Source organism: Maricurvus nonylphenolicus, assembly GCF_042854845.1.
GTDB lineage: Bacteria > Pseudomonadota > Gammaproteobacteria > Pseudomonadales > Cellvibrionaceae > Maricurvus > Maricurvus nonylphenolicus.
This window is the reverse complement of record NZ_AP031498.1, coordinates 1,921,974-1,943,191: the sequence shown is the minus strand read 5'-3', so window position 1 is coordinate 1,943,191 and position 21,218 is coordinate 1,921,974. Positions and strand designations below refer to the sequence as shown.

General features: G+C 48.5%; 18 protein-coding genes. 4 read left to right on the top strand and 14 right to left on the bottom strand.

The window, feature by feature from the left end:
- Positions 1–16 precede the first annotated feature (16 nt).
- Positions 17–892 (bottom strand): substrate-binding periplasmic protein, encoded by an 876-nt coding sequence (locus tag ACGHZ6_RS08345; RefSeq protein WP_390618375.1) that lies wholly within the window; start codon positions 890–892, stop codon positions 17–19.
- A gap of 160 nt (positions 893–1,052) precedes the next feature.
- On the opposite strand from ACGHZ6_RS08345, the gene ACGHZ6_RS08340 reads away from it, so the two are divergent.
- Complete coding sequence (locus ACGHZ6_RS08340; RefSeq protein WP_390618374.1) at positions 1,053–1,688, top strand: TetR/AcrR family transcriptional regulator; 636 nt, start codon at positions 1,053–1,055, stop codon at positions 1,686–1,688.
- Between the two features lie 20 nt (positions 1,689–1,708).
- Entirely contained in the window at positions 1,709–3,403 is a 1,695-nt protein-coding gene (locus ACGHZ6_RS08335) for an acyl-CoA dehydrogenase family protein (RefSeq protein WP_390618373.1), read from the top strand.
- 160 nt (positions 3,404–3,563) lie between these two features.
- Here ACGHZ6_RS08335 and ACGHZ6_RS08330 read toward each other — a convergent pair whose 3' ends face one another.
- The 7 genes from ACGHZ6_RS08330 to ACGHZ6_RS08300 form a co-directional block, all read right to left on the bottom strand.
- Positions 3,564–4,985, bottom strand: coding sequence for an FAD-binding oxidoreductase (locus tag ACGHZ6_RS08330; protein WP_390618372.1), 1,422 nt, complete (start codon positions 4,983–4,985; stop codon positions 3,564–3,566).
- A gap of 12 nt (positions 4,986–4,997) precedes the next feature.
- Positions 4,998–5,882, bottom strand: a complete 885-nt coding sequence (locus ACGHZ6_RS08325) for a substrate-binding periplasmic protein (protein ID WP_390618371.1) — start codon at positions 5,880–5,882, stop codon at positions 4,998–5,000.
- A gap of 29 nt (positions 5,883–5,911) precedes the next feature.
- Positions 5,912–6,664, bottom strand: a complete 753-nt coding sequence (locus tag ACGHZ6_RS08320) for a tRNA (adenine(22)-N(1))-methyltransferase TrmK (protein ID WP_390618370.1) — start codon at positions 6,662–6,664, stop codon at positions 5,912–5,914.
- Between the two features lie 197 nt (positions 6,665–6,861).
- The gene (locus ACGHZ6_RS08315; RefSeq protein WP_390618369.1) at positions 6,862–7,329 is read right to left on the bottom strand and encodes a class I SAM-dependent methyltransferase; all 468 of its coding nucleotides are present in this window, start codon (positions 7,327–7,329) and stop codon (positions 6,862–6,864) included.
- A gap of 97 nt (positions 7,330–7,426) precedes the next feature.
- A complete protein-coding gene (locus ACGHZ6_RS08310) occupies positions 7,427–7,801 on the bottom strand; it encodes a DoxX-like family protein (RefSeq protein WP_390618368.1) in 375 nt (124 codons plus the stop codon).
- 14 nt (positions 7,802–7,815) lie between these two features.
- Positions 7,816–8,289 carry a DUF2269 family protein gene (locus tag ACGHZ6_RS08305; protein ID WP_390618367.1) on the bottom strand — a complete coding sequence of 158 codons (474 nt, stop codon included), beginning with the start codon at positions 8,287–8,289 and terminating at the stop codon, positions 7,816–7,818.
- Positions 8,282–9,415, bottom strand: coding sequence for a saccharopine dehydrogenase NADP-binding domain-containing protein (locus ACGHZ6_RS08300; RefSeq protein ID WP_390618366.1), 1,134 nt, complete (start codon positions 9,413–9,415; stop codon positions 8,282–8,284). The genes ACGHZ6_RS08305 and ACGHZ6_RS08300 overlap by 8 nt, the downstream gene beginning before the upstream one ends.
- Before the next feature lie 253 nt (positions 9,416–9,668).
- Between ACGHZ6_RS08300 and ACGHZ6_RS08295 the strand changes: the two genes are divergently transcribed.
- Entirely contained in the window at positions 9,669–10,274 is a 606-nt protein-coding gene (locus ACGHZ6_RS08295) for an AHH domain-containing protein (RefSeq protein ID WP_390618365.1), read from the top strand.
- Positions 10,274–10,840, top strand: a complete 567-nt coding sequence (locus ACGHZ6_RS08290; protein ID WP_390618364.1) for an imm11 family protein — start codon at positions 10,274–10,276, stop codon at positions 10,838–10,840. The genes ACGHZ6_RS08295 and ACGHZ6_RS08290 overlap by 1 nt, the downstream gene beginning before the upstream one ends.
- Positions 10,841–11,349: 509 nt before the next feature.
- Here ACGHZ6_RS08290 and ACGHZ6_RS08285 read toward each other — a convergent pair.
- The 6 genes from ACGHZ6_RS08285 to ACGHZ6_RS08260 all read right to left on the bottom strand — a co-directional run bounded on the left by ACGHZ6_RS08285 (position 11,350) and on the right by ACGHZ6_RS08260 (position 20,865).
- Positions 11,350–12,198, bottom strand: coding sequence for a hypothetical protein (locus ACGHZ6_RS08285; protein WP_390618363.1), 849 nt, complete (start codon positions 12,196–12,198; stop codon positions 11,350–11,352).
- A complete protein-coding gene (locus ACGHZ6_RS08280; protein ID WP_390618362.1) occupies positions 12,195–13,784 on the bottom strand; it encodes an AAA family ATPase in 1,590 nt (529 codons plus the stop codon). The genes ACGHZ6_RS08285 and ACGHZ6_RS08280 overlap by 4 nt, the downstream gene beginning before the upstream one ends.
- A 36-nt stretch (positions 13,785–13,820) precedes the next feature.
- Complete coding sequence (locus ACGHZ6_RS08275; RefSeq protein ID WP_390618361.1) at positions 13,821–15,506, bottom strand: restriction endonuclease subunit S; 1,686 nt, start codon at positions 15,504–15,506, stop codon at positions 13,821–13,823.
- Positions 15,503–17,068, bottom strand: a complete 1,566-nt coding sequence (locus ACGHZ6_RS08270; RefSeq protein ID WP_390618360.1) for an N-6 DNA methylase — start codon at positions 17,066–17,068, stop codon at positions 15,503–15,505. The genes ACGHZ6_RS08275 and ACGHZ6_RS08270 overlap by 4 nt, the downstream gene beginning before the upstream one ends.
- A 59-nt stretch (positions 17,069–17,127) precedes the next feature.
- On the bottom strand, positions 17,128–20,532 hold the full coding sequence (hsdR, locus tag ACGHZ6_RS08265; RefSeq protein WP_390618359.1) for a type I restriction-modification system endonuclease: 3,405 nt from the start codon (positions 20,530–20,532) through the stop codon (positions 17,128–17,130).
- Positions 20,533–20,625: 93 nt separating this feature from the next.
- A complete protein-coding gene (locus tag ACGHZ6_RS08260) occupies positions 20,626–20,865 on the bottom strand; it encodes a transcription factor (RefSeq protein ID WP_390618358.1) in 240 nt (79 codons plus the stop codon).
- Positions 20,866–21,218 lie beyond the last annotated feature (353 nt).

Below are 21,218 nucleotides of genomic sequence, written 5' to 3'. Positions count from 1 at the left end.
GATCGTATTTGTGCTTTTATTGCGGAGCTATTCCCTCATTGCCAGTATTCAACTGCAGCCACAACTCCTGGCGATTGAGCGGTGTTTTATCCGGTAATACCGGGTTTACCAAACGCAGCGCTTTGCGCTCAGACAATTTAGCGCGTTTTAGATAATCGCCATAATGGTAATTAAACAGCTGATCAAACTCACCTGAGGCAATCAGTTTTTCCAGCCCCTGCTCTATATCATCGGCCAGCTTTTGGTTGTTTTTATTGACGAAAAAATAGAGCGCTGTGGGGTACAACAGCAGGATATTAGGGTCCACGATAAGTGGTTTACCGGCATACAACGGAAACTCCAGCCACACCTCGCCAATAGAGCGTGGGAAGTAATCGATACGGCCGGCAGCAAGCATTTTAAATAACCCGGCATAAGAACTGGATCTCGCCACCTTCAGGCCATTAACCCACAGCACATCCACATCGGGCCAATCGTGGCCCTGACCTGCGGTTAACCCCTGCAGGTCCTCTAAGCTATTAATGCCAGCAAACCTGCCTACATCATCTCTGCGAATAAGCGAGATACGCCAGCCCAGCAGGCCCTTATCAATGGGTATTCGGATAGGCCGCAGGCGACTTTCCCGATCAACGGAGGTTTCCGACCAGACCACATCAATATCATGTCCCAGCTCCATATTCTTCAGCGCACGCAGCTGCATGATCACTTCATCACTTGGCTTCAAGCGGTAATCTTTGCCCGATTGTTTAAGCGCCAGGGACAGCAGCTCAACGGGGTACCTCTGCCGGTAATCTTCGACAACTTCAGGCTTTGGGTAAATTAGCGTAATGGCCGCATTACCCGTTAGGGACACGAGGACTGAAAGCAGCACTATTAAGCGGGAAATCATCATAAGCTAATCATAGACTGATTCCCGTAATCCCCCCACTTAGCCTTTCTCCCCCTCTTTTCAAATGGTAACAACACCTTGACACCAAGAAATGAAGCGTGATTCAATACTTCGAAGATTTGAAGACAGATTCAAAGCTTGAAATAAACACAAAGAGGCCCCCATGGTTTACAGACCCACAGCCAATACCGAAGCCCGTAAAGTAAAAGTACGCGAACGCCTGCTAAAAAGCGGCCTGGAACTGGTCGCCGAAGGCGGCTTTAAGAAGGCGACCATTGGTGCGGTAGCCAAACGAGCTGGCGTAGCCTCGGGCACGGTATACAGCTACTTCAACTCCAAAACCCACTTGAGCACAGAGATCTTCCAGCTGGGCACCGAGCGGGAAGTCGCCAAGGTACACGAAGCCCTCACCCAGGAAGGCGATATAACCACCCGCCTGGAAAACGCCACCCGCGTCTTTATGACCCGTGCCATGAAAGGCCGCACCCTGGCCTTCGCCATGATTGCCGAAGCCGTGGATGAAGAGCTGGACGATGAACGCCGCCGCTACCGCGAAGTGTGGGCCCATACCTACGAACCCATTTTGCAGGAAGGCATAGATACCGGTTATCTGCCGCCCCAGTCTGCCGCCATCACCGCTGCCGGCCTGGTGGGCTCCATGGCCGAAGTCATGGTGGGGCCACTGTCATCAAAAACCGAGCAATTTGAAGACACCGAACTTGTCGACACCATGGTGGCCTTCTGCCTGCGCGCCGTAGGCCTTTGTGCGCAGGCAACCAACCCAGCGCCAACATGCTAAGCACATATTGAGGACGCATCATGAACGCCAACACACAAACACCGTTCGCCAACGCCTATAGCGATCAAACCCACGCGGTAGAAAACCAATCCTACGCGCTGGAAAACTACAACGCCTATACAACGGACCTGGCGTTAGTTGAAGCCGTTCACCGCGAAGGCGGCAGCTGGGGCCACGACAGCCTGGTTGCCTTTGGCCAAGAGTGTGGCGAGCCCGAACGTATTGCCCTGGGCTTTCAGGCCAATGCCAACAAACCCGTCTACCGCCCCCACGACCACTACGGACGCCGTGTAGATCAAATTGATTTTCACCCCGCCTACCACGAACTGATGGACGTGTACCGCCGCAACAATATACACGCCCTGCCCTGGACCAACCCGCAACCCGGTGCTCACGTCGTGCGTACCGCCAAGGCCTATTTAAATTGCCAGGTAGAAGCCGGCCACGGCTGCCCGGGCACCATGGTATTTGCCTGTGTGCCCGCGTTAAAACAACAACCCGACCTGGCGGAAAAATGGTTGCCACTGATTACCAACGAACACTACGACCCGCGCAACATTCCCGCCCACCAGAAAAAAGGCATTACCGTGGGCATGGCCATGACCGAAAAACAGGGCGGCACCGATGTGCGCAGTAACACAACCCGCGCCTACCCAGTGGGCACTGGCGGCCCTGGAGCAGAATACGAACTGGTGGGACACAAATATTTTGTCTCGGCGCCCATGGCCGATGTGTTTCTGGTACTGGCGAAAACCGAAGTGGGTATATCTTGCTTCTTGGTACCGCGTTGGCGCCCGGACGGCAGCAAAAACCCAATCCAGGTTCAACAACTGAAAGACAAAATGGGCAACATCTCCAATGCCTCCTCAGAAACCGAACTGCGCGGTGCACTGGGTTGGTTAATTGGTGAAGAAGGCAAAGGCATAAAAACCATTTTGGAAATGGTCTCGCTCACCCGCTTTGATTGCATGCTGGGTTCTGCCTCGGGTATGCGTGCGGCCATGGCCCACATCACCCACCACTGTGCGCAACGCAAAGCCTTTGGCAAACACCTGAACCAGCAACCGCTGATGCAAAACGTACTGGCCGACCTGGCCATTGAAAGCGAAGCGGCGCTGGCTTTCACCATGCGCATGGCCCGCGCCCTGGATAATGCCGGTCTGGATGCCCACGAAGATAACTTTATGCGCATGGGCACCGCGGTAGGAAAATACTGGATTTGTAAACGCGGCCCCGGCCACGCCTACGAAGCCATGGAATGTATTGGCGGCAGTGCGGTGATGGAAACCAGCATCATGCCACGCCTGTACCGTGAAGCACCTATCAACGCCATCTGGGAAGGCTGCGGCAACGTGCAAGCGCTGGACGTGCTACGCGCCATGCAACGGGAACCGGAATCCCTGCAGGCATTCCTGGCAGAAGTAAACCGCGCCAAAGGCGCCGACAAACACTTCGACAAATTTGCCCTAAGCCTGGAAAACGACTTCTCCGACTTGGCCAGCCTGGAATACCGCGCCCGCCAAGTGGTCGAAAAAATGGGTGTGGCCATACAAGCCAGCCTGCTGATTCAAGCCGACAACACCCTGGTAGCCGAAGCCTTCTGCGCCTCGCGCCTGCACCAACACGGCTTCAATATGTACGGCACCCTGCCCAAAGGCATAGACTGTAACGCCATCGTTGAGCGCGCCACTCCCGAAGTTGATTGGCTGAAATAATAAACCCAATCATCGGGGGATAACTTCTACCCAGCCACCCCCGAATGCCCTCTCACCGCCATCCCCGAATGCTTTAATCGGGGGGAGCCTGCCCCTTTTAACCCGCCACCCCCGAATGTTTTAATCGGGGGTCCAGTTTCTTTAAATTTTGCGACTTAAACTAAAGCTTAATTCCCTGAGGATAACTAAACCGATTCCCCGGATCCAACTCCCGTTTCAGTTTCTGCAGGCGGGGGTAAGACTCCCCGTAATACGCCCTTTCATAATCCCGAATATTCATATCCGGATAATTTATATAATGCTGCCTTACCCCGTTTTCATACAGAATAGTTTGCAAGGTTGCCATACCCTGCATACTACGCGCTTCCTGCTTGGGTGACTGCCAGTAACACTGCGCCTCCCCCAGGAAGTTTGCCTGACGATGAACATAGGCACCATCAGCCGTACTGCCATTGCTACGTTTGAGATTATTGATTTCGCCACCCAGACTACTGATTTGAAACACCATACCCGGCGTATTAATAACTTCGGTAAATAGCGCTTCAGTGCAACCGCGAATATCCTCAAAACCCTTGTAGTAACCGGCACTGATGTTTTTAAAATACAACGCATCACTGCGGCCATAATAGTACTGCAAACCCACTGCCAGCGGGTCTGGCTTAAGGCCGGCGTTGTTATCCATGGTGCTATCGAAATTCGCCAACAAGGTTTCCATGGCACTGTCATGTTCGGTTGCGGTGAACATCACCGTTAAGGTGCTGCCATTTAACACAAACGCAGAATAGGCATGGTGCGGCAGGTTTTTACACTGCTCAAACCAGAACTCAGCCAAACGTGAAGCCCTGGCAGGGTTGAGTTTATAAGAGCGAAAACGGTGCTGATGCAAGGTTTCAGGGGCTGCAACCGTGTTGTATCGCAACTGGGTAACCACACCAAAGTTGCCGTTACCACCACCCCGGCATGCCCACAAAAGCTCGGCCCCTTTGTCGGCATCAAGATCGGTATCAATCACATTGCCTTCAGCATCAACCATGCGCACACCGGTCAGGTAATCGCAGGTGAGCCCAAACTGGCGACTAAACAACCCGTAACCGCCGCCCAAGGTAATACCCGATAAACCCACCGTGCCACAAGAGCCCGTAGGCAACAGACGCCCTCTGGCCAAACTGAATCCATACAGTTGAGCAAGCCGTACCGCCGGCTGAGCGATAAGCTCATGACGCTCGTTAAGCTCCAGCCCCGCCATGGTGGAAACATCTATCACCATGCCACCGTTATTCAGCGAAAAACCTTCAAAACTGTGACCGCCACTTTTTACCGTAACCGGTAAATCCTGCTCTTTGGCATAACGCACCGCCTTTTGCACACCCTGCTCGTTACTGCATACCGCAATCACTTTGGGCGTAAGGGAGATACGTTTATTAAACAGATAGGTAAAATCATCAAACAGGCGGTTGTTACGCTGTAAATACAACACATCAGAATCGGAATTATTCGATTCAGCATAAACCGAAGGAAATACCCCCAGCAGGCCACCTAAACCCAATCCCTTTAAGAGTGATCGTCTATTTATCAATTTCATCCTTTTCCTTCACTAGGGTTCCAACTGCAACCACAACTCCGCTCTGTCTAATGGCGTTTCCTGAGGCAATAACGGGTTATCGAGCTTAAAGGCGCGGCGCTGCGACAGCTTGGCGCGCTGAATATAATCACCATAGTGGCGATCAAACAGCTTGTTAAACTCGCCATTGGCAATCAGCTTTTCCAGGCCCACCTCGATATCGCGTGCCAGCACTTGATTATCTTTATGCACAAAGAAGTAAAACGCCGTGGGGTAAATTAACAACAGATTAGAGTCTACCTGCAGATGTTTGTCGGGGTGGTGCTCTTTCTCAATCCATATCTCGACGATAGAGCGGGGAAAATAATCGATACGGCCAGAGGCCAGCATTTTAAACAACCCCAGGTATGAACCCGAGGTCACCACCCGAAAATCGTTATGCCGCAAAATACCCACATCTGGCCAGTCATGGCCCTGCCCTGCCAACAGCGCCTGCACGCTTTCCCTGTTGTGGATACCTTCAAAGCGGCCAGTATCAGCCTCGCGTATTAAGGGCACCCGCCAACCAAACAGCCCTTTATCAATAGGAATGCGTATGGGCCGAATACGCTCCTCACGCTTGGCAGACGTCATCGTCCACACCACATCCACACCTTTACCGCTTTCGAGTTTTTTCAATGCGCGTAACTGTGAGCTGATCAGCTCACTGGGCTGAAGCAGGTAGTTTTTGCCAGAGTATGTAAGAGCTAACTCAAGCAGTTCTATGGGGTAGTGCTGACGATCGTCGTCGGAGAATTCAGGCTGGGGATAAATGACGGGGACGGTAACGGGAGGGGCGGCAATAACAGACCAGGACAACAAGCACATAACAGCAACCCAGGCTGCCATACCTCTGCTGTCCACTGCCTTTCTCTTCACCACATAACTCCCTTGCTAGTGATACCTGTCTACGCCAAACACTGCTCGTAGTGATTAACGATATACTCAGCCCGCTCGCGCTTGGGCCCACGCATTTGCCGCTGGTAATGCCGCATAAGCTTATTGTGGTAGCGCTGATGATGCTCATGATCACTTTGCCACATACGCCCCGTAAGCGATACCCGCTCTAGCGCATGGCTGTACTCATTGCCACTCTGCGGCTGACGTACATGAATCACCTCGTAATCACGCCCCTTCTCCGAGACGATGCTCTCCTGCAACAAACCGTAGTGCTCAGCATTCAAATACTGGCGCAGATCGAACTGCGTGGTGGTAGGACACAACAGAAAATCCATCTGCGCCACCTGATCCAGATCCTTACCTTTCGCATTCGCTGCCATAGCACGCATGATATCGACAATATGCTCCCCACCAACACCCGCCAAAATTACCAGATGTTTAACAGCAGGATCAAACACCAGCGCCCCCGCATCGCCACTCACAGCTTGATAACGCTCGGAAGGATAAAGCTCAGGTTGCTGCTCTAGTTGCCGCTGTAACTGCTCGATAATATGCGGCACCTGATCAACAAAGACCAATTGGTCACAGAGCTGATTTTTAAGGATCTGAATCCCCAAATACCCGTGATCACAGCAGCAGTCCCAAATGGTGTGGTAAGTGCCCTTGGCCTGGGCTTCGCCGATCCACTGATAAAGACGAGTTAAACGTGGACCAAGGCCAACAGAAGGAGGAAAGGAAGGTATAGGGACCGCTACAGACATGGTGAGAAGGTAAAGATTAAAAGGCCGCACATTATAACGGCAAAGCCTGTATCGCGCGATTGTGAAAAGCTATCTAAGAACGCTCCCCCAGAACGCCCCACCTAACTCCCTTACCGCCATCCCCGTACTCCCCCACCGCCTTCCCCGCATGTTTTAAGCGGGGAACCAGCAACTCCCCACGAGCGCAGCGAGCCCCCCTAAACCCAATACAAATAAACCGGCGACCGATAAAAATCATCCACCCGCACCACCCTCTCAACCTCAACCGCAGGCAACGCAAAATTATTACTAATCAAACAACGGCGCCCTTCAGCCAACTCACCCTGCAACTTCCCCTCCAGAGCCGCCATCCCCCCAGGAAACAAATAACAAACCAAAACGGCCACCGAAGACAAATCCGCCTTAAGAAAATCCCGCCGATACAACTTCAGATTATCCAACCCCAAACACTTGGCAACACACAGAGAAACAAACCAGGGAACAAGCGATAACTCATAACCAACAACCTGCCGATCTGGATACTTCCGGGCCAACCGAATAACCAAACTGCCCCAACCACTACCCAAATCAACAATAGCGCCAGCTCTTACCTTACCCTCAGCCTCGCCCTCAGCAGCCTCAATCAACGCCATCACAACCTGCCGTGCCTTACTGGAACTGGGCATCGGCGATATGCCCGTAATCACCGTACTCCAGATAATCGAGAGGCCAAGTAAGACAGCGAAGATAATTAGACCTAATTCAATCACAAACAAGAGAACCTCAACTCCCCTCTCCTGCCACTTCACAGCTATACAACCAATAAATCAACACCACCAACGGCAGGTTTTTAGTCAACGGCCCAAACGGATGTAACCAAAAGTCAGGCGCAATAACCGTTAACAGCAAGGTATACACAGCAATAACACCAAACTGCAGCCAGTAGCACCACAGCAACTTCCTGCCAGTGAGTAACCATAGGCCAATCAAGATATCCAAGACACAACCAGCAACAATACAGACTTCAGCGAATGCACCCGTAATCTCGGCACGGGCCAACACATCGTAGCCAATATCCTTGGCAAAGAAGTAAGAGGTCACCCCGGTAAAAACCCAGAGGAAGCTGATACTTAATCTGGCAGCCGTTTGTATATTCATATGCGTACCCTCTGTTATGCCAGTGGTAATGGTTTAAACACCATCAACACAAAGATAACCAAAATGGCAGTAAATGCTGGTATGCCCAATAGCGTCCACCACCGCATTAGGCGTTTAAACTCCGGGGTTACTTCCCCCCTTCCTCTTGAAGCATCAGCCAACTGCTTCAGCTTGTACTGAATAACCACCACCGGAATCCAACAGGCACCAATAAAAACAAACAAGCTGATAACCACCAGGAACCAGGGCGATGTAAATGAAAAGCCCAGCTTCATCATCAACAAAACGCCGGTAATAAACTGAACGACTACCGCCGGTGCGGTAAACAACCAATCAGCCAGTACGACGTGACTTGCAGTCACGGCAATGGCTTCGGTATTGGATGAACGGCTGGCCATAAACATAAAAAAGGCAATGCCCGTACCGGTACCCGCAAGCACAACCGCGCTTAAAATATGCAGCAGCTTAAGCACCAGATAACTATCCATCTAAAAACTCCGTGTGATGATAAATACCCAGCTGTTTGGCCTCCTGGTCAAACTCCTCCAGCGTAAACAACCCCAGGCAAGGCATAGCGCCCAACTGATCAATACTTCCGACAATCAATTTCTTGGCAAGAATAATAGCTGACAAGGTAGGAATATACGGCCCAACGCCATGCTCGGCACACAGCAACCAGTGAATGCGTTTGGGCTGATTGTTTTTATCGCGCCCAGACAACATAACCTTCATGCCGCCCACATCGGTGCCCCAGCGTTTAAAAATCTCACTGCTGATAATAATAACGCGGGTAAATCGAGACCAGTCTTTCACCAACCCAAGCTTGGCCCAAAGGGCCATAAACACCATGCCCAAATGAAGCAACGATAATTCCAACCCCGCCTGGAACCTTACTGTATTTGCAGAAGGATAACGCTTGGGAAACAACTCAAGATCGGGGATATCCACATTGGCCAACCAGCGTGAACCCACCACATCACCAAAGCACAGTTTGCGCGGCGACATCCAGCCATAACGATCAACCCATTGCCCCTGATGTAATACCGGGAACGGGTGCCCGGTATAAGACAGAATCCCTTTAACCGTTGCCTCACCCCGCTCGGCACGATTGCCTGGCGCGATGGCAAAGTCGATCTCTTCCAGGGAGGAGAAATGTTCGAGAAAGTGATCAATAACCACCGACGACAAGCCAGGGACAGAGCTGGCGCCACTCACAAGCAACACCTTACGCTCCAACGCTTTTGCGTTAAGAGCCTGAATATCGCACACAAAGCGGCGATCATCGGCCAAATCAATATAGTGGCTGCCGACGGCAATGCAGGCTTCGGGGACGCGGTAAGTTTGGCCCTGGAATGGGCCGCTGGTGTGAATAACCAGATCAGGCGATAAGCGCTCCAGTTCAACCTCAAAGTTCGCACTGCCAATATCGATTTGTGAGGGCTCTAACATTGCTGAGACGCCCTTTTCAGCTAGCTGCGTACACAACGCCTGTGCTTTTTGCAGGTTACGCCCGGCAATAATGACGGTAATACCCTGGCTAGCGGATAAGCTTTCAGCTATGCGTTTGCCGAAATTGCCATAACCACCAAGAATTAGCACCCTGCTAACTGGCATACATCCCATATCCCTGTGAATCTGAATTGATCTGGTCTCTGCGCCTTACACACAAAACCTCAGGCCGCCCTAAAGCACCATCTTACTCAAGCTAACAGGCCCAGAACAAGTAAACCTGCGCCTGCCAGGTGATCAAAAAACAGACAAATCAAACTTCGATTGGATCACATACTAAAGCACTAGATAATTTCATACTACAGCACCGATGTGCTTTGAATTACACTCGCGTTCAGGTATTTAACAAGGAATCGTTATGCCCGTTCCAGAGAAACCCGTGAAGTATCACGAAAAGAATCTTCTAGATCACGTCATAGACCAAACAACGAGCCAGAAAGAAGAACTTACCGCTGCAGACTGTAACCGAATCGCTACCGCAGCTCAGGTCCAGGCCGGTATTGATAATTACCGCGCCCAAGCCGCGCAGATGTCTACCCAGCAACTACGTGACGAGCAACACGTTTCCAGTAGATTGGGAGCACACTTGGAAGAAGCCGGACATCTAAGGCCAGCAAAATGCCATGCTCACGCACTGGTTGCAGGAAAACATCAGTATGCCGCTATTCTTCGGGCTTTGATGGCACGACTAGGAATCCGGATTGATGATTCTGATAATGGCTGCTGGTTACCAGAAAATACTGCCGCAACACCCCACCCGGCTTTTCCGAAAGCTGTTCCTCATAGTCGTATACACCGCTACAACTACTTCTTTTGGTTACGCTTCAGGTTAGGTAGTATTCGGCAGGAACAACCTTTTAGAACCACATTACAACTCACCGCCAGACACCTGCAGCAAGGCACACAACCCGAGTTTGTTATGATGAAAAAAGGCCAAGGACTACCCGTAGAGAGAATCGCCTAATGGTGTACAAACTTCGTTCTGATCGTAACAACTATCTGTGTGCTGAAATCTCGCCCGATGAGCTGGAGCAAAAACTGGGAGAAGACCATTTCTTTCTGCTGGATGAGCCCACCTGGGTTGACTTCTGGGTACCCATGCAAGTCGAATTTAAAGACCTAAGCGATAACCAGAATGTTACTACGCCACCAGATATTACCTGCTGGTTTACTGATCAATTGGTGCTTAGTGAAAAGGCTTACAACGCTCTCAAACTAGATCTTGAGGGGCATGGTGAGTTTCTGCCGTTAAGCTGTGAAGGCATAACTTATTGGTTATTCCACGTCACATCGGTGGTACCAGATGAAGCGGTCGATCAAGAGCATAGTCATAGAGATGTGGAAGAAGGAGGCTTTATTGATGTGAAGCAGCTTTCATTCAATAACCAGCATATGGCTGATTACCCAGTATTTAAGACCCACTACAATGGATTGAAGAATGTATTTTGTACCGGGGAATTTCTCCGATCAATTGAGTCAGAAAAACTAGCAGGCCTCTTATTTCATACAGATTTAGCCTCCGTGCTTTAAATAGTAGGCACCCCAGGTAAGGGGATTGAAGCCTTCTAACTCAGATAATGGCAGGTCCATTCCTGATTAATTTACATTTAAAGCTCTCACCTCCTATTGTTCAGTCCGTTATGTGCCATTAACCGACGTTAAAAAATGCTCGTTGAATCTAACTCCTTAATACTCATCTGCACCCAACTATTTCAGGCTGCTACCTATATGAATCTTTGCCTTGACTATGGGGTATTTGATTTTCATTAGCCGGCAAAACGATTTTAATGATTTAGGCTTAGTAATTTAATCTTGGCCGATCTTCTTCAAAGTAGCGACAAGAGTGATGGATTTCACTGACGAGAAATTGAAACCTTTGAATAAGATCTCAAAACCAGCTGTTAGAAAGGGCGATACAAAAACAAAATCGTGAAAGCTTCCACCATGAATATCTTAACTCAAATCGTCGCGCCCCAATGAAATTCGACGTAACATTCTTAGCACTAACTACTTTCGTAAATTAAGTCTATCGTCCAATCTTAGGCTGCAACTTGCACTTCAATCAGTTGAGGATAAAGAGACTTACCGACTTTATGGGCTTGAAAGCAAGCCCGAACCAACGCTGTAAACTCGTGTTTTGAGTCTAAGTATTTTTTTAATTCTGCTTTTATTTGTTTTGCCTTACCAGCACTTTCTAGGCAACGCTCTCTTTTCGCTTTAAGCCCGTTTTGAGCATACTCTTCAAACATCGAGGAAATCGACACCCACAAGGCTTTACGCTGATCGCATAACTCAGTGTCATCTAATCCATATCGCTTAATAGAGAAGTCAATTCGCTTGCGATCCCAATCATCTAAATCAATAGGTGGCTCTGGGTTGGGTTCTGGCTGCCCTAGCGCATTGAAGCTAATCAGTAAGGCATCATCTTCATTGGCGGGGTCAAGAAGCATCGGAGTTTCTCGCGTGACAGCAATACCAGGCTCACAAACAGCCTGCCCGCGCTCACGCAAGGGGAAATAGGTTCCTTTACGGGTATTGGGCATAGGCTTAGAAAGACGGTAGTTTTCAATATCAAAAGCCAACCACCAATAACCTTCGTGGCATCTTTCCCAACTTTCATTTCTTGCACAGCTTTTCGGCCGGAAATGCTCTAAATGCGGGTATTCTGCGGAAAACCTTGCTTCGGTATACCAACACTTACCGTCAGAGAGGTCTTTTAAAAACTCTAATAAATCGCCATCTCGCCAGTGTGTTTTATTTCGGTGAATAATAGCTTTACGTTTTTTCGTATCAGGCTCGGCTTTTAGCTCATCTAAGATCGCGTTGGACTGCTCTAACCAATCCTTCAGGTCATCTTTGGCCTTTTCTTTTAACGGGATATACCTCATGCATCTCCCTCCGACTGCTTACCATCAATAATATCTTGCAACAGTTCATCGGTTAGCTCTTCCAACTCGTCAATTTCATCTGCAGTGAATTGCCGCTTATTCATCATTGGATTGCGAGCCAAGGCTTGTGAAAATTGATTAAAGTAAGGATGAGGAAAGCTATGAGCTACGCCTAGCCCGTCTAACTCACCAGTTAAGCGCTCTAGATCTTTAGCCATCTGCTCTGTTTTATTGCGAATACCTAAAAGTTTGTAACGCTGAGTTAAACGCTCAACGACTTTAGGTGGTAATACTGAATTCAAGCCAAATATTTCGGACTGCAGCAATCCGTCCACGCCCATTCCTATCGGGTCTTCATCCGGCGTATCTGCCGTAACAGTATGCTTACCGTCTTTATCATGACGGTTGAGTAGTCGAACCTGCTCTTTTTTAAGCCCGCCAATCATGAGTGGATTGTGGGTTGCCAGTAATAATTGAGAAGACTGGTCAACCACCTGACTTTCTAGCAGGTTCAGATATTCGTATGTCCAAGCGGGATTTAAATGGGTATCCGGCTCGTCCAGCAGAAACAGTGATTCTTCGCCTTTAGTAAATTGCAGTAATCCCAGCACAGTAAGCAGCTGCTGCTCACCTTCAGATAGCTGATCAAAGCGGATCTTTCCTGCTTTGCTGTGCTCTACCGTTACTCGAACCTCATCCACTAAATCACAGAGGTACAACCCCTCTAAGTGCGCAAAAAAGTGCGTTTCATCTTCACCGGGATACATTAATTCTGTCAGTGTGGCTTTATCTTTTATATAAAGGTATAGGCGTTCTTGATCTTCTGTACGATCACGAAAATCCTTGGTTACGGTCTCTTCATTGCGGATAGGCGCGATGGCATGGCGCCACAAACGATCGGTAAAGGTTTGAAACGCGCCTTTGGCGTACCAAAATATTGGGTCGCCAAACTTTAAATCATTTTCTGTTGGTTTTTTACTGCCGCGCCAAAAAGGCTTATGCATGACAAACAGTGCCGAATCAAAGTCAGCAATATTTAAATAGTCATGCAAGAACGTTTTAATTTTTGGATTTTCATCCATAAGAAAAAAAGCCAGCAATACCAACTGACTGTAATCCTTTCGGCAATAAAACAAACGCCGAAGCGGTATATTGTCGCTACTACCTCCCGCCTTCCACTGTTGATACAAATTTTTTGTGGGTTTATCAAAAAGCTTTTCTAAACGACGATTCCAGCCGGAATAATATGAAAAAACGTATTTTGGCAAATAGTTATCGGGATCAGCGTTAAACGTTTTCATTGCCAGCTTATTGCCATTCACCAACGCTTGTTGTTTCGGGCGGCCACTCGGGTTGTTCGCCAGCTGTATCGCATACCCTCGAATACTGTATTCCAGTTCGTAATAGAATGCCGATGCTTCTCCTGCTTCCAAATCACGGAATATTTCCACCAACACTTCAATCAGGTTGGATTTTCCGGCACCGTTACGCCCCAGCACGACAGTGGTTTGCGGCCCTTCGCTGGGTTTAAATTCAACATCCTGTAGATTGCCATAATCTTTAATGTAAAGGCGTTTTATACGCATACCGAGCGGTGTCCTTTCTTAAGCTTTTATCGTGGCCTATGCCGCTTTCAACTTTCGCAAGCTGGGGTCGGATGAGGGGTTAAAATCAATGATTTTTTTAGTCGCCATTTCCTGTTTTAGTTTGGCGTAAAAATCGTCGATCGATAATTCTGACTGCTTCCAGAGGGTTTCGGCCTGCGCTTCTCCCCCCAGTTGGGTGAGCAGGTCCAGCAAATAGGTCTCCGGGGCTTCGGCTAGTTTCATCAGCTTTTTCTTTTTAGTGGTTGTTTTACGTTTACGCGTACTGGTTTTTCTTTTTGGTTTGGTTTGTTGCTGTTCTCGCTCAGCCTGAATACGTTTTAACAATTCAGATGCCGGTTCGTCGTTGGGGTCTTGTGGCACCAGTTCTCCGCGAAAGGCTTTGGCCAATATGGATTGGGTTAGGCGGTCGATGCGTTTTTTGGCGTCGTGGTATTGCTTTTCGACGGTATCGGCCATGGCGAAGAGGGATTCGACTCGGCGGACGATTTCTTTTTGTTCAGAGAGTCCAGGCAAAGGAGTTACGAATCTCTTTACATCTGCTAAATTAATACCCTTTTGAGCAACCCCTCTTACTTTTTCTGCAAGACAACGAAAACCACCTGGAGATTGAAGCAACATTGAAATAAAAACTGGATCGACTGTTTCTCTTACTGGAATCATTGCCACTTCACGACTTATATTCGTAATTTCTGAACCCAATTCTTCACCCGCAACAGCAGCATTTCCAACAGTACCTCTAATTGCCAACAATACTTCACGGCCTTTGAGTCGAGTTCTGGTATATTTGCTCTCAATTTCTTCTGAAACCTTTTTCAGACCATTTACTCGTATTGACAGAGGCTTAACGTCCCCACATCTGATTGTAGGGATTCCCTCTTCTTGTGCGTCGCCAGTTTGAACAATGCCATAGGGAATACCTCGATTAGGGTCAACTAATTGTTCTAGCGCATAAAGCTTCCAGCGTGGCCATGGGCTATGTCCGTGCAAACTAACTGCTAATTCGATTTCACTTTCACTTAATTCTTCTAACTTTTTAAGCTTATTTGAATTCCGAATTTCACTCTCTATCTTTTTATAGTATGAGCTAGCACTGGACTCACACTCTCGCGTTAACTCCCCCGATGTAGCAGCAGCGAGGACGGATTGGCGGAAGCGTTTTAGCAGTGTGGGGATGCGTTCGAGGCGTGTTTGGGCGGCATCGACTTTGGCAAGCAGGCTATCAAGTTTGTTTGCGATTCGGGTTTGTTCGTTTAGGGGGGGGAGTGATACAGGAGCCTTCGAAAACCGGCCTTTATTAATGATTGTCACAGTCGTAGATGATGCTTCTGCCTCCATCCACTCTCTCAAAGTCATTAAGTAGTAATAAATAAATTTGTTATTAACAAGCTTATTAACTACAACGCTATTTATTTGTTGGTTAGTTGCCGATTTGACTTTAGTCAGCGCCACTCGACCCAAATTCCCAATGCACGTCACCGTTACCGAACCAGCAGGAATTGTTGGCACAGTCTCTGCGCCTAACTCAGAGAGGGTTTGCTCTGTGTTTAAAATCAGACCTTGATTTTTAACATCACCGGGTTTGATAAATGGAATATTACCGTCAAAGTATTCCGGATTCTTTTTGGTTGGAGTTTTCCCTGTTACAACATCTGATATTTCGTCAAGAAGACAATCAACCCACCCCTTCGGAAGCTCACTCATTCCTGAACCTCTTGCTCTTCCACCGAATCCAATTCCACTAAGATGGCCTGCAATTCAGTCATCGCGCCTGCCATTTCCTCCAGCGCTTCGTTGATTAATACATCGGGCTCGGGCAGGTTTGCGCTGTCTTCTACGCTGTCGTCGCGAATCCAGGATAAATCCAGCGAATCATCTTTAGCGGCAATCTCTTCGCGTGTAAAACAGCGAAGCCTACAGGTTTCGACACTGCCAATATCACTGCCATCTTTATGTTTTTCAATAAACTTCTTGCGCGCGGCGGTTTTTACTTTGGTTAAATCACCACCTACGGCTTCATAAAATTCTTTAAAGTGGCCTTCGTTAAAAGTGGTGCGTTTGCCAAAATGCGGCATATTGGAGCGCAGGTCGTAGACCCAGACTTCTTTGGTATTGCCTTTGTCTTTTTTAATGTCTTTGGGTTTGTTAAAAAACAGTACATTGGTTTTTACACCAGCGGCGTAAAAAATACCGGTGGGCAGGCGCAAGATGGTATGCAGGTTACATTTATCCATTAAGTCTTGGCGGATGGTTTTACCGGTGCTGCCTTCGAATAATACGTTGTCTGGCAATACCACAGCGGCGCGGCCACCAGGGGCCAACATGCGGTGGTACATAAGGTGTAAAAAAGCCAGTTGTTTGTTGCTCGTGTAGTGCACCAGGTCATCGCGGGTGGGTATGCCACCGCCCTGCTTGGTGCCAAAGGGTGGGTTGGCGAGTATTAAGCTGGCTTCGGGCAGTTGTTTGCCTTCGTTACTTAGGGTGTCGCCAAACAATATGCCGGTGTTTTCTTCGTCGATTGCCAAATCGTGCAGCATGAGGTTCATGAGAGCCAGACGGTGGGTGTCGGGCACCAGTTCCATGCCGTAAAAGGTCTTGTGCTGATACTTGTCGTAGGCCTTTTCGCCTAAGCCATCGATATCATTGTGCTCATCAATATGGTGGTGGGCGCTAATTAAGAAGCCGCCGGTTCCTGCGGTGGGGTCGACGATGACGTCATCCAAATTGGGCTGCATGAGTTCCACCATGGCATTAATGAGCACACGTGGGGTGAAGTATTGGCCCGCGCCGGACTTTTTCTCGGCGGCGTTAATTTCTAACAGACCTTCGTACATATCGCCTAGGCCTTCAGTTTTGGCGCTGTACCAGTCGAGCTTATCGATTTCGGTAATGAGTTTGCTGAGGGTGGCTGGTTTACGAATCACAGTACTGGCGTTGTTATAAATTGCCTGTGTAATGCGTGAGCCGTGCGCGCCTAGGTGAATGAGGAGCTTTTTATATTCATCTAAGCGACTAGCCGCGTTGTAGGCCTCTAAATCGCTCCAACGATAACCTTCTGGAATATTGGGTTGTTTTCTTTTCTCCCCCTTTTCTAATTTTTTGCTTTTTTCTTCGTCGCTTCTACCATCTTCAGAGCCCGTTTCTTTCGCCATTTTTAGGAAGACCAAAAATGTTAGTTCGTTAATGTATTCGTGGTAGGTCACCCCGTCGTCACGGAGTAAGTTACAAAGGTTCCAGAGTTTATTAACTAGATCTTGGGTGCTCATTAATTCGTGTTCTCTCATTAACCCGCAGCTTAGCGGGCTGTTTTATGTTTTCAATCGGTTTAGGCCCAGAGGGCCTGTTTAAACTGTTGCAGTATGTCGGCAATGGGTTGGTCAAATAATTTGTTGGCCCGTTGGCTGCCGCCTTTGGCTTTAAATATGCCTTGGTTCAAGGCGGGCTCATCGACAATGGTAGTAGCTTTCATTTGTTTGGCGATAAGCTCTAACCATTGTTTTTGCGGTGTTTTCCAGGCTTGGCTGGCCAGTATGTTGGCTAGCGCTTGGTCAACGCGCTCTTCCCAGGGGATGAGGGCTTCGCCTATGGTTGCTTGGCGAATAAAGCCAATAATACGTGCGGCGATGTCTTCGTTTTTCACTTCTTGCCAGGCGGTTTGTAGGTCTTTTTCTCGAAAGTGGTTTTTTTCCAGCTCTACAGCCAGCTCTTTTAAGCTTTGGCGGCTGAGTTCCCAAGGTTTGTTCACCACGGTTTGTATGGCTGCCATGCGGTTGCTGTTGGCGTTAACAAAGCTGTTAAAGGCGTTGAGGTAGTCTTCGGGTTTTTGGCCATCACCGTAGCCGGTGGTGGTTTTTATAAAATCATCGTCACCTTCGTGGATCACTACCGTATTGGCGGCTCGGCCCGCGCCCTTCACACGAGTGTCTAGCAGTTCACCCAAACCTGGGTGCTGGGTAAACCAGCTGGCTACGTCATCCAGCGGCATGGCTTTAAGCTGCTTGGCAAAATCACTGGGGGTTTGGCCGACTATGGTTTCAAAGGTGTCGGTTTGTTCATCGCTTAGGTAGTTCTTTTTGACCTGCAACTTAGCAATAAATTGGTTTTTGGCGAGCTGTTGCAAATCGGGGGCTTCACTCTGGGCCAGTTCTTGTTCCAGCTCGCTAAAGCTGATGTCGACTTTGTTCACCACCGGCTTCATGGTGTTGACTTTTTCGAGCTGTTTGTAGATATCGACGGCATCGTAAATTCTGAATGGGCCTTTGCCAATTTCTGGGCATAGGCGGGTGGCGCGGCCAAGCATTTGTTCAAATAGAATTCGGCTGTTTACGCGGCGTAAAAACACCAGGTTACAAATGCTGGGGACATCCACACCGGTGGTAAGCAAATCGACGGTCACGGCTATATTGGGTAGCCTATCGTTTTTGTAGCTGCGAATTTTATCTAATGGCTTATCACTGGCGCCGGTGATTTTTTGTATAACATCGTCTTCTACTTCGCCGTGATAGTTTTCTACCGCATCTTTTAAGGCTTCGACTACCTGATCGGCGTGTTTATCGGTGACACAAAAGATTAAGGTTTTAGCTGGCGAGTATGGGTCTATGGCGTCACTTTCGATTAACCATTTCGTGACCACCTTGGTAAATTCCGGCGCAACGACGCGGCGATTATAATCGGCAATATCGAAGCTGAGTTCGTCTGGCGTGAGGTGGCTTTCGACTTGGTTGTTTTCGGGGTTGTAGGTTTTTACCTCTTCGCCCACCTTGTAGTTAATGCCTTGCTCGGCCAGTTTGGTGTGTATGCGTATGGGTGGCAGGTGGTCGTTTAAATAACCATCTAACACCGCTTCGGTATAGCTATAGCTAAATACTGGCGCACCAAAAATATCGGTGGTGTGTAGTGCCGGTGTGGCGGTCAAGCCAATTTTAAAAGCATCAAAATAGTCGATAACGCTGCGGTATTTTGATTGGTAGTCTTTTTGATCGCGGAACAGAATCTCTGTATCACTTAACTCGCGATCAAGTAGATAACCACGATGGCATTCATCGACAACAATGCAATCGTATTGGCCTACACCGGGTCTATTGTCGTTATCGCCGGGGTAGAGAATACGCTTTACCAAACCTTGTACAGTAGCCACGTGTACCTTGGTATCATCATCGGGTATTGGCTTTACGGGCTTGTTTTGCTCCATCCCCATCACGTCGAAGGTATCGGCAAAGGTGTTTAAGTTTTCTAGTCGAACTTCGCAAAAATCATCGGTGGCTTGTATACCCAATGCTGAGCGATCAACTAAAAAGAGTATGCGCCGAAAACGCTCGGATTTAAGTAGGCGGTAGACCATGGCAATGGCGGTTTTGGTTTTACCGGTGCCTGTTGCCATAGCTACCAAGGCGCTGGTATTGCCTGATTTAATTGCGGTTTCGATACTTCTAATCGCGTCTTTTTGGTAATCACGCAAGCTTAGGTTGTAATCAAAGCCCATGTCGTCCAGCTCGGCTTCGGCTTTCTGGGGTGTTTGGCGCAAGTAGGTTTTGATCTCTGCCGGGGTGTACCAACCTTTTAAAGCACGACGGCGATTGGTATTATCGCGCACATCTAAAAACCAGGTACCGCTCTCTTGCTCTAGTTGCTTTAAATAAGGGCGGCCATTGGTGGCAAATACCAGCGGCACTTTAAATTCGCCGTAGGAAGCTTCTATGGTAAAGGCGTTTTTCTCTTGCAGGCCTTTGGCGTAACGCTTGGCTTGATCGATAGCGCTATAGACATTCTTCGCACTCTTTTTGGCTTCTATCACTGCTACGGGAGTTAGGCCCATAAACAATACATAGTCGGCAGGACCAGAATCGGTGGGCCATTCTGCGATTGCGCGGTTCTCGTTTGCTATTGGACTGGCGCCTTTACTGAACCTTAGGTTTTCGGTATCGGCTTGCCAGCCTGCTTCGATCAGCTGTTCATCAATTAATACGCGTGTTTCGGCTTCGCTTAGCAGTAGGGTTGATTTTTCTACCCGTTGAATGGTTGTTGCCTGCTCGGTTGGCGTCTGCTGCTGGAAGGCCATTTTATACACGACATTGGCCGCGTCCATTTTTGCACGGTATTCGTCTAGCTTGCTTTCATTTTCAGTGGCTAGTTCCTCCCACACTTTGCTTTCTGAGGCCATTTCTTCAGCCCGCTTACGTTCGGCCTCTGCCTTTTGTGCTTCGATGTCTTTTAGCTGCTCAGTTTGCGCGATGCGGTCTTCGGTGGTTTTTATTTTCTTTTGCTGCTCCAGTAGTGCCTCTTCAAGCAGGCGTACTTTTTCGGAAGGGTCTTGGGGCTTGATAAACGCACTGATTTTAAAGCCTTTGGCTTTATCGCCACCAAAGTTACTATGAAACCACGCGCTTAGGGCGTGCCCCACCTGCAGTGATTTAAGCGCGTCGCGGTGGCTGGCAGAGGTGATGTCGTGAGTTGCGGGGTTGCCGAGTTTTCTAAGCGTGTGAAAAGCGTCTTTAATTTGAGCGTCTAGCCTGAGTTGATAGTCTAAATCACGCAGCAAGTCGATTTGTTTAATTTCTCGCCCACTATCAACCCCCACACGCGAAGCGATGGTTTTTGCCAGCTCTTCACCGAGCTGACGCATTTTCATCAAGGTGGTATTTGGGTCGGGTACAAAGCAGGCCTCAGCGGTTTGCGCGAGGCGAACGAGTAATTCGTCGTGATGTTTTAGAAATTCAAAATTAGACTTCATGTTATTCGCTACTGCCCCCAATATCCCTGTTTACACCGGCAAGCTATACTCACTGAAAGCCATGTTGGCCAATACTAACATTCTTCTTTTTATTCAGATTTCGCTCACATTCAATCCAGCCGCCTTCAGCCGCTGAGTCAGATTTCGCATCTTACTAAATTCAGTACCAAAACTTGGCTTTAAGCCAACCCCCTCGCAGAACTCCTTGGCCGTAATGTCTTTTAAGGAGTCTGCATGCTTGATCATCTGCAGGTGTAGTTCGGTGGTGTATTGATTACGCTGTGCGTTATCTAACGCCTCGCGAATCGACTCGAAAATAGCTAAATGTGTCATTTATTAACCATTAATGATGTGGCTCTTTGCTAATTTAGCTAAATTAGCTAACCAAGGTATTCCGGTCAAGGGATTACTTGTTTTAAACAAAAAAAGGCGATAAATGGGCTACTAGGTGCCAAATACAGTCACCACATGCAAAACAACTTAATTAGTGGGGGCAGATGAGCATTCTGGCATCAAGCTCCTCATAACCTGAATGACCGCTTAGGGTTATTTACCGCCAGATTACATAGTATTCTCACGCGCTTTAATATCGAATCAAGCATGAGCCAATACAACTAAATCTCTAAATAATTTAGCTCATCTTCACCCATTAGCTTTCGATTACACTGATGCATGCCCTTAACTTT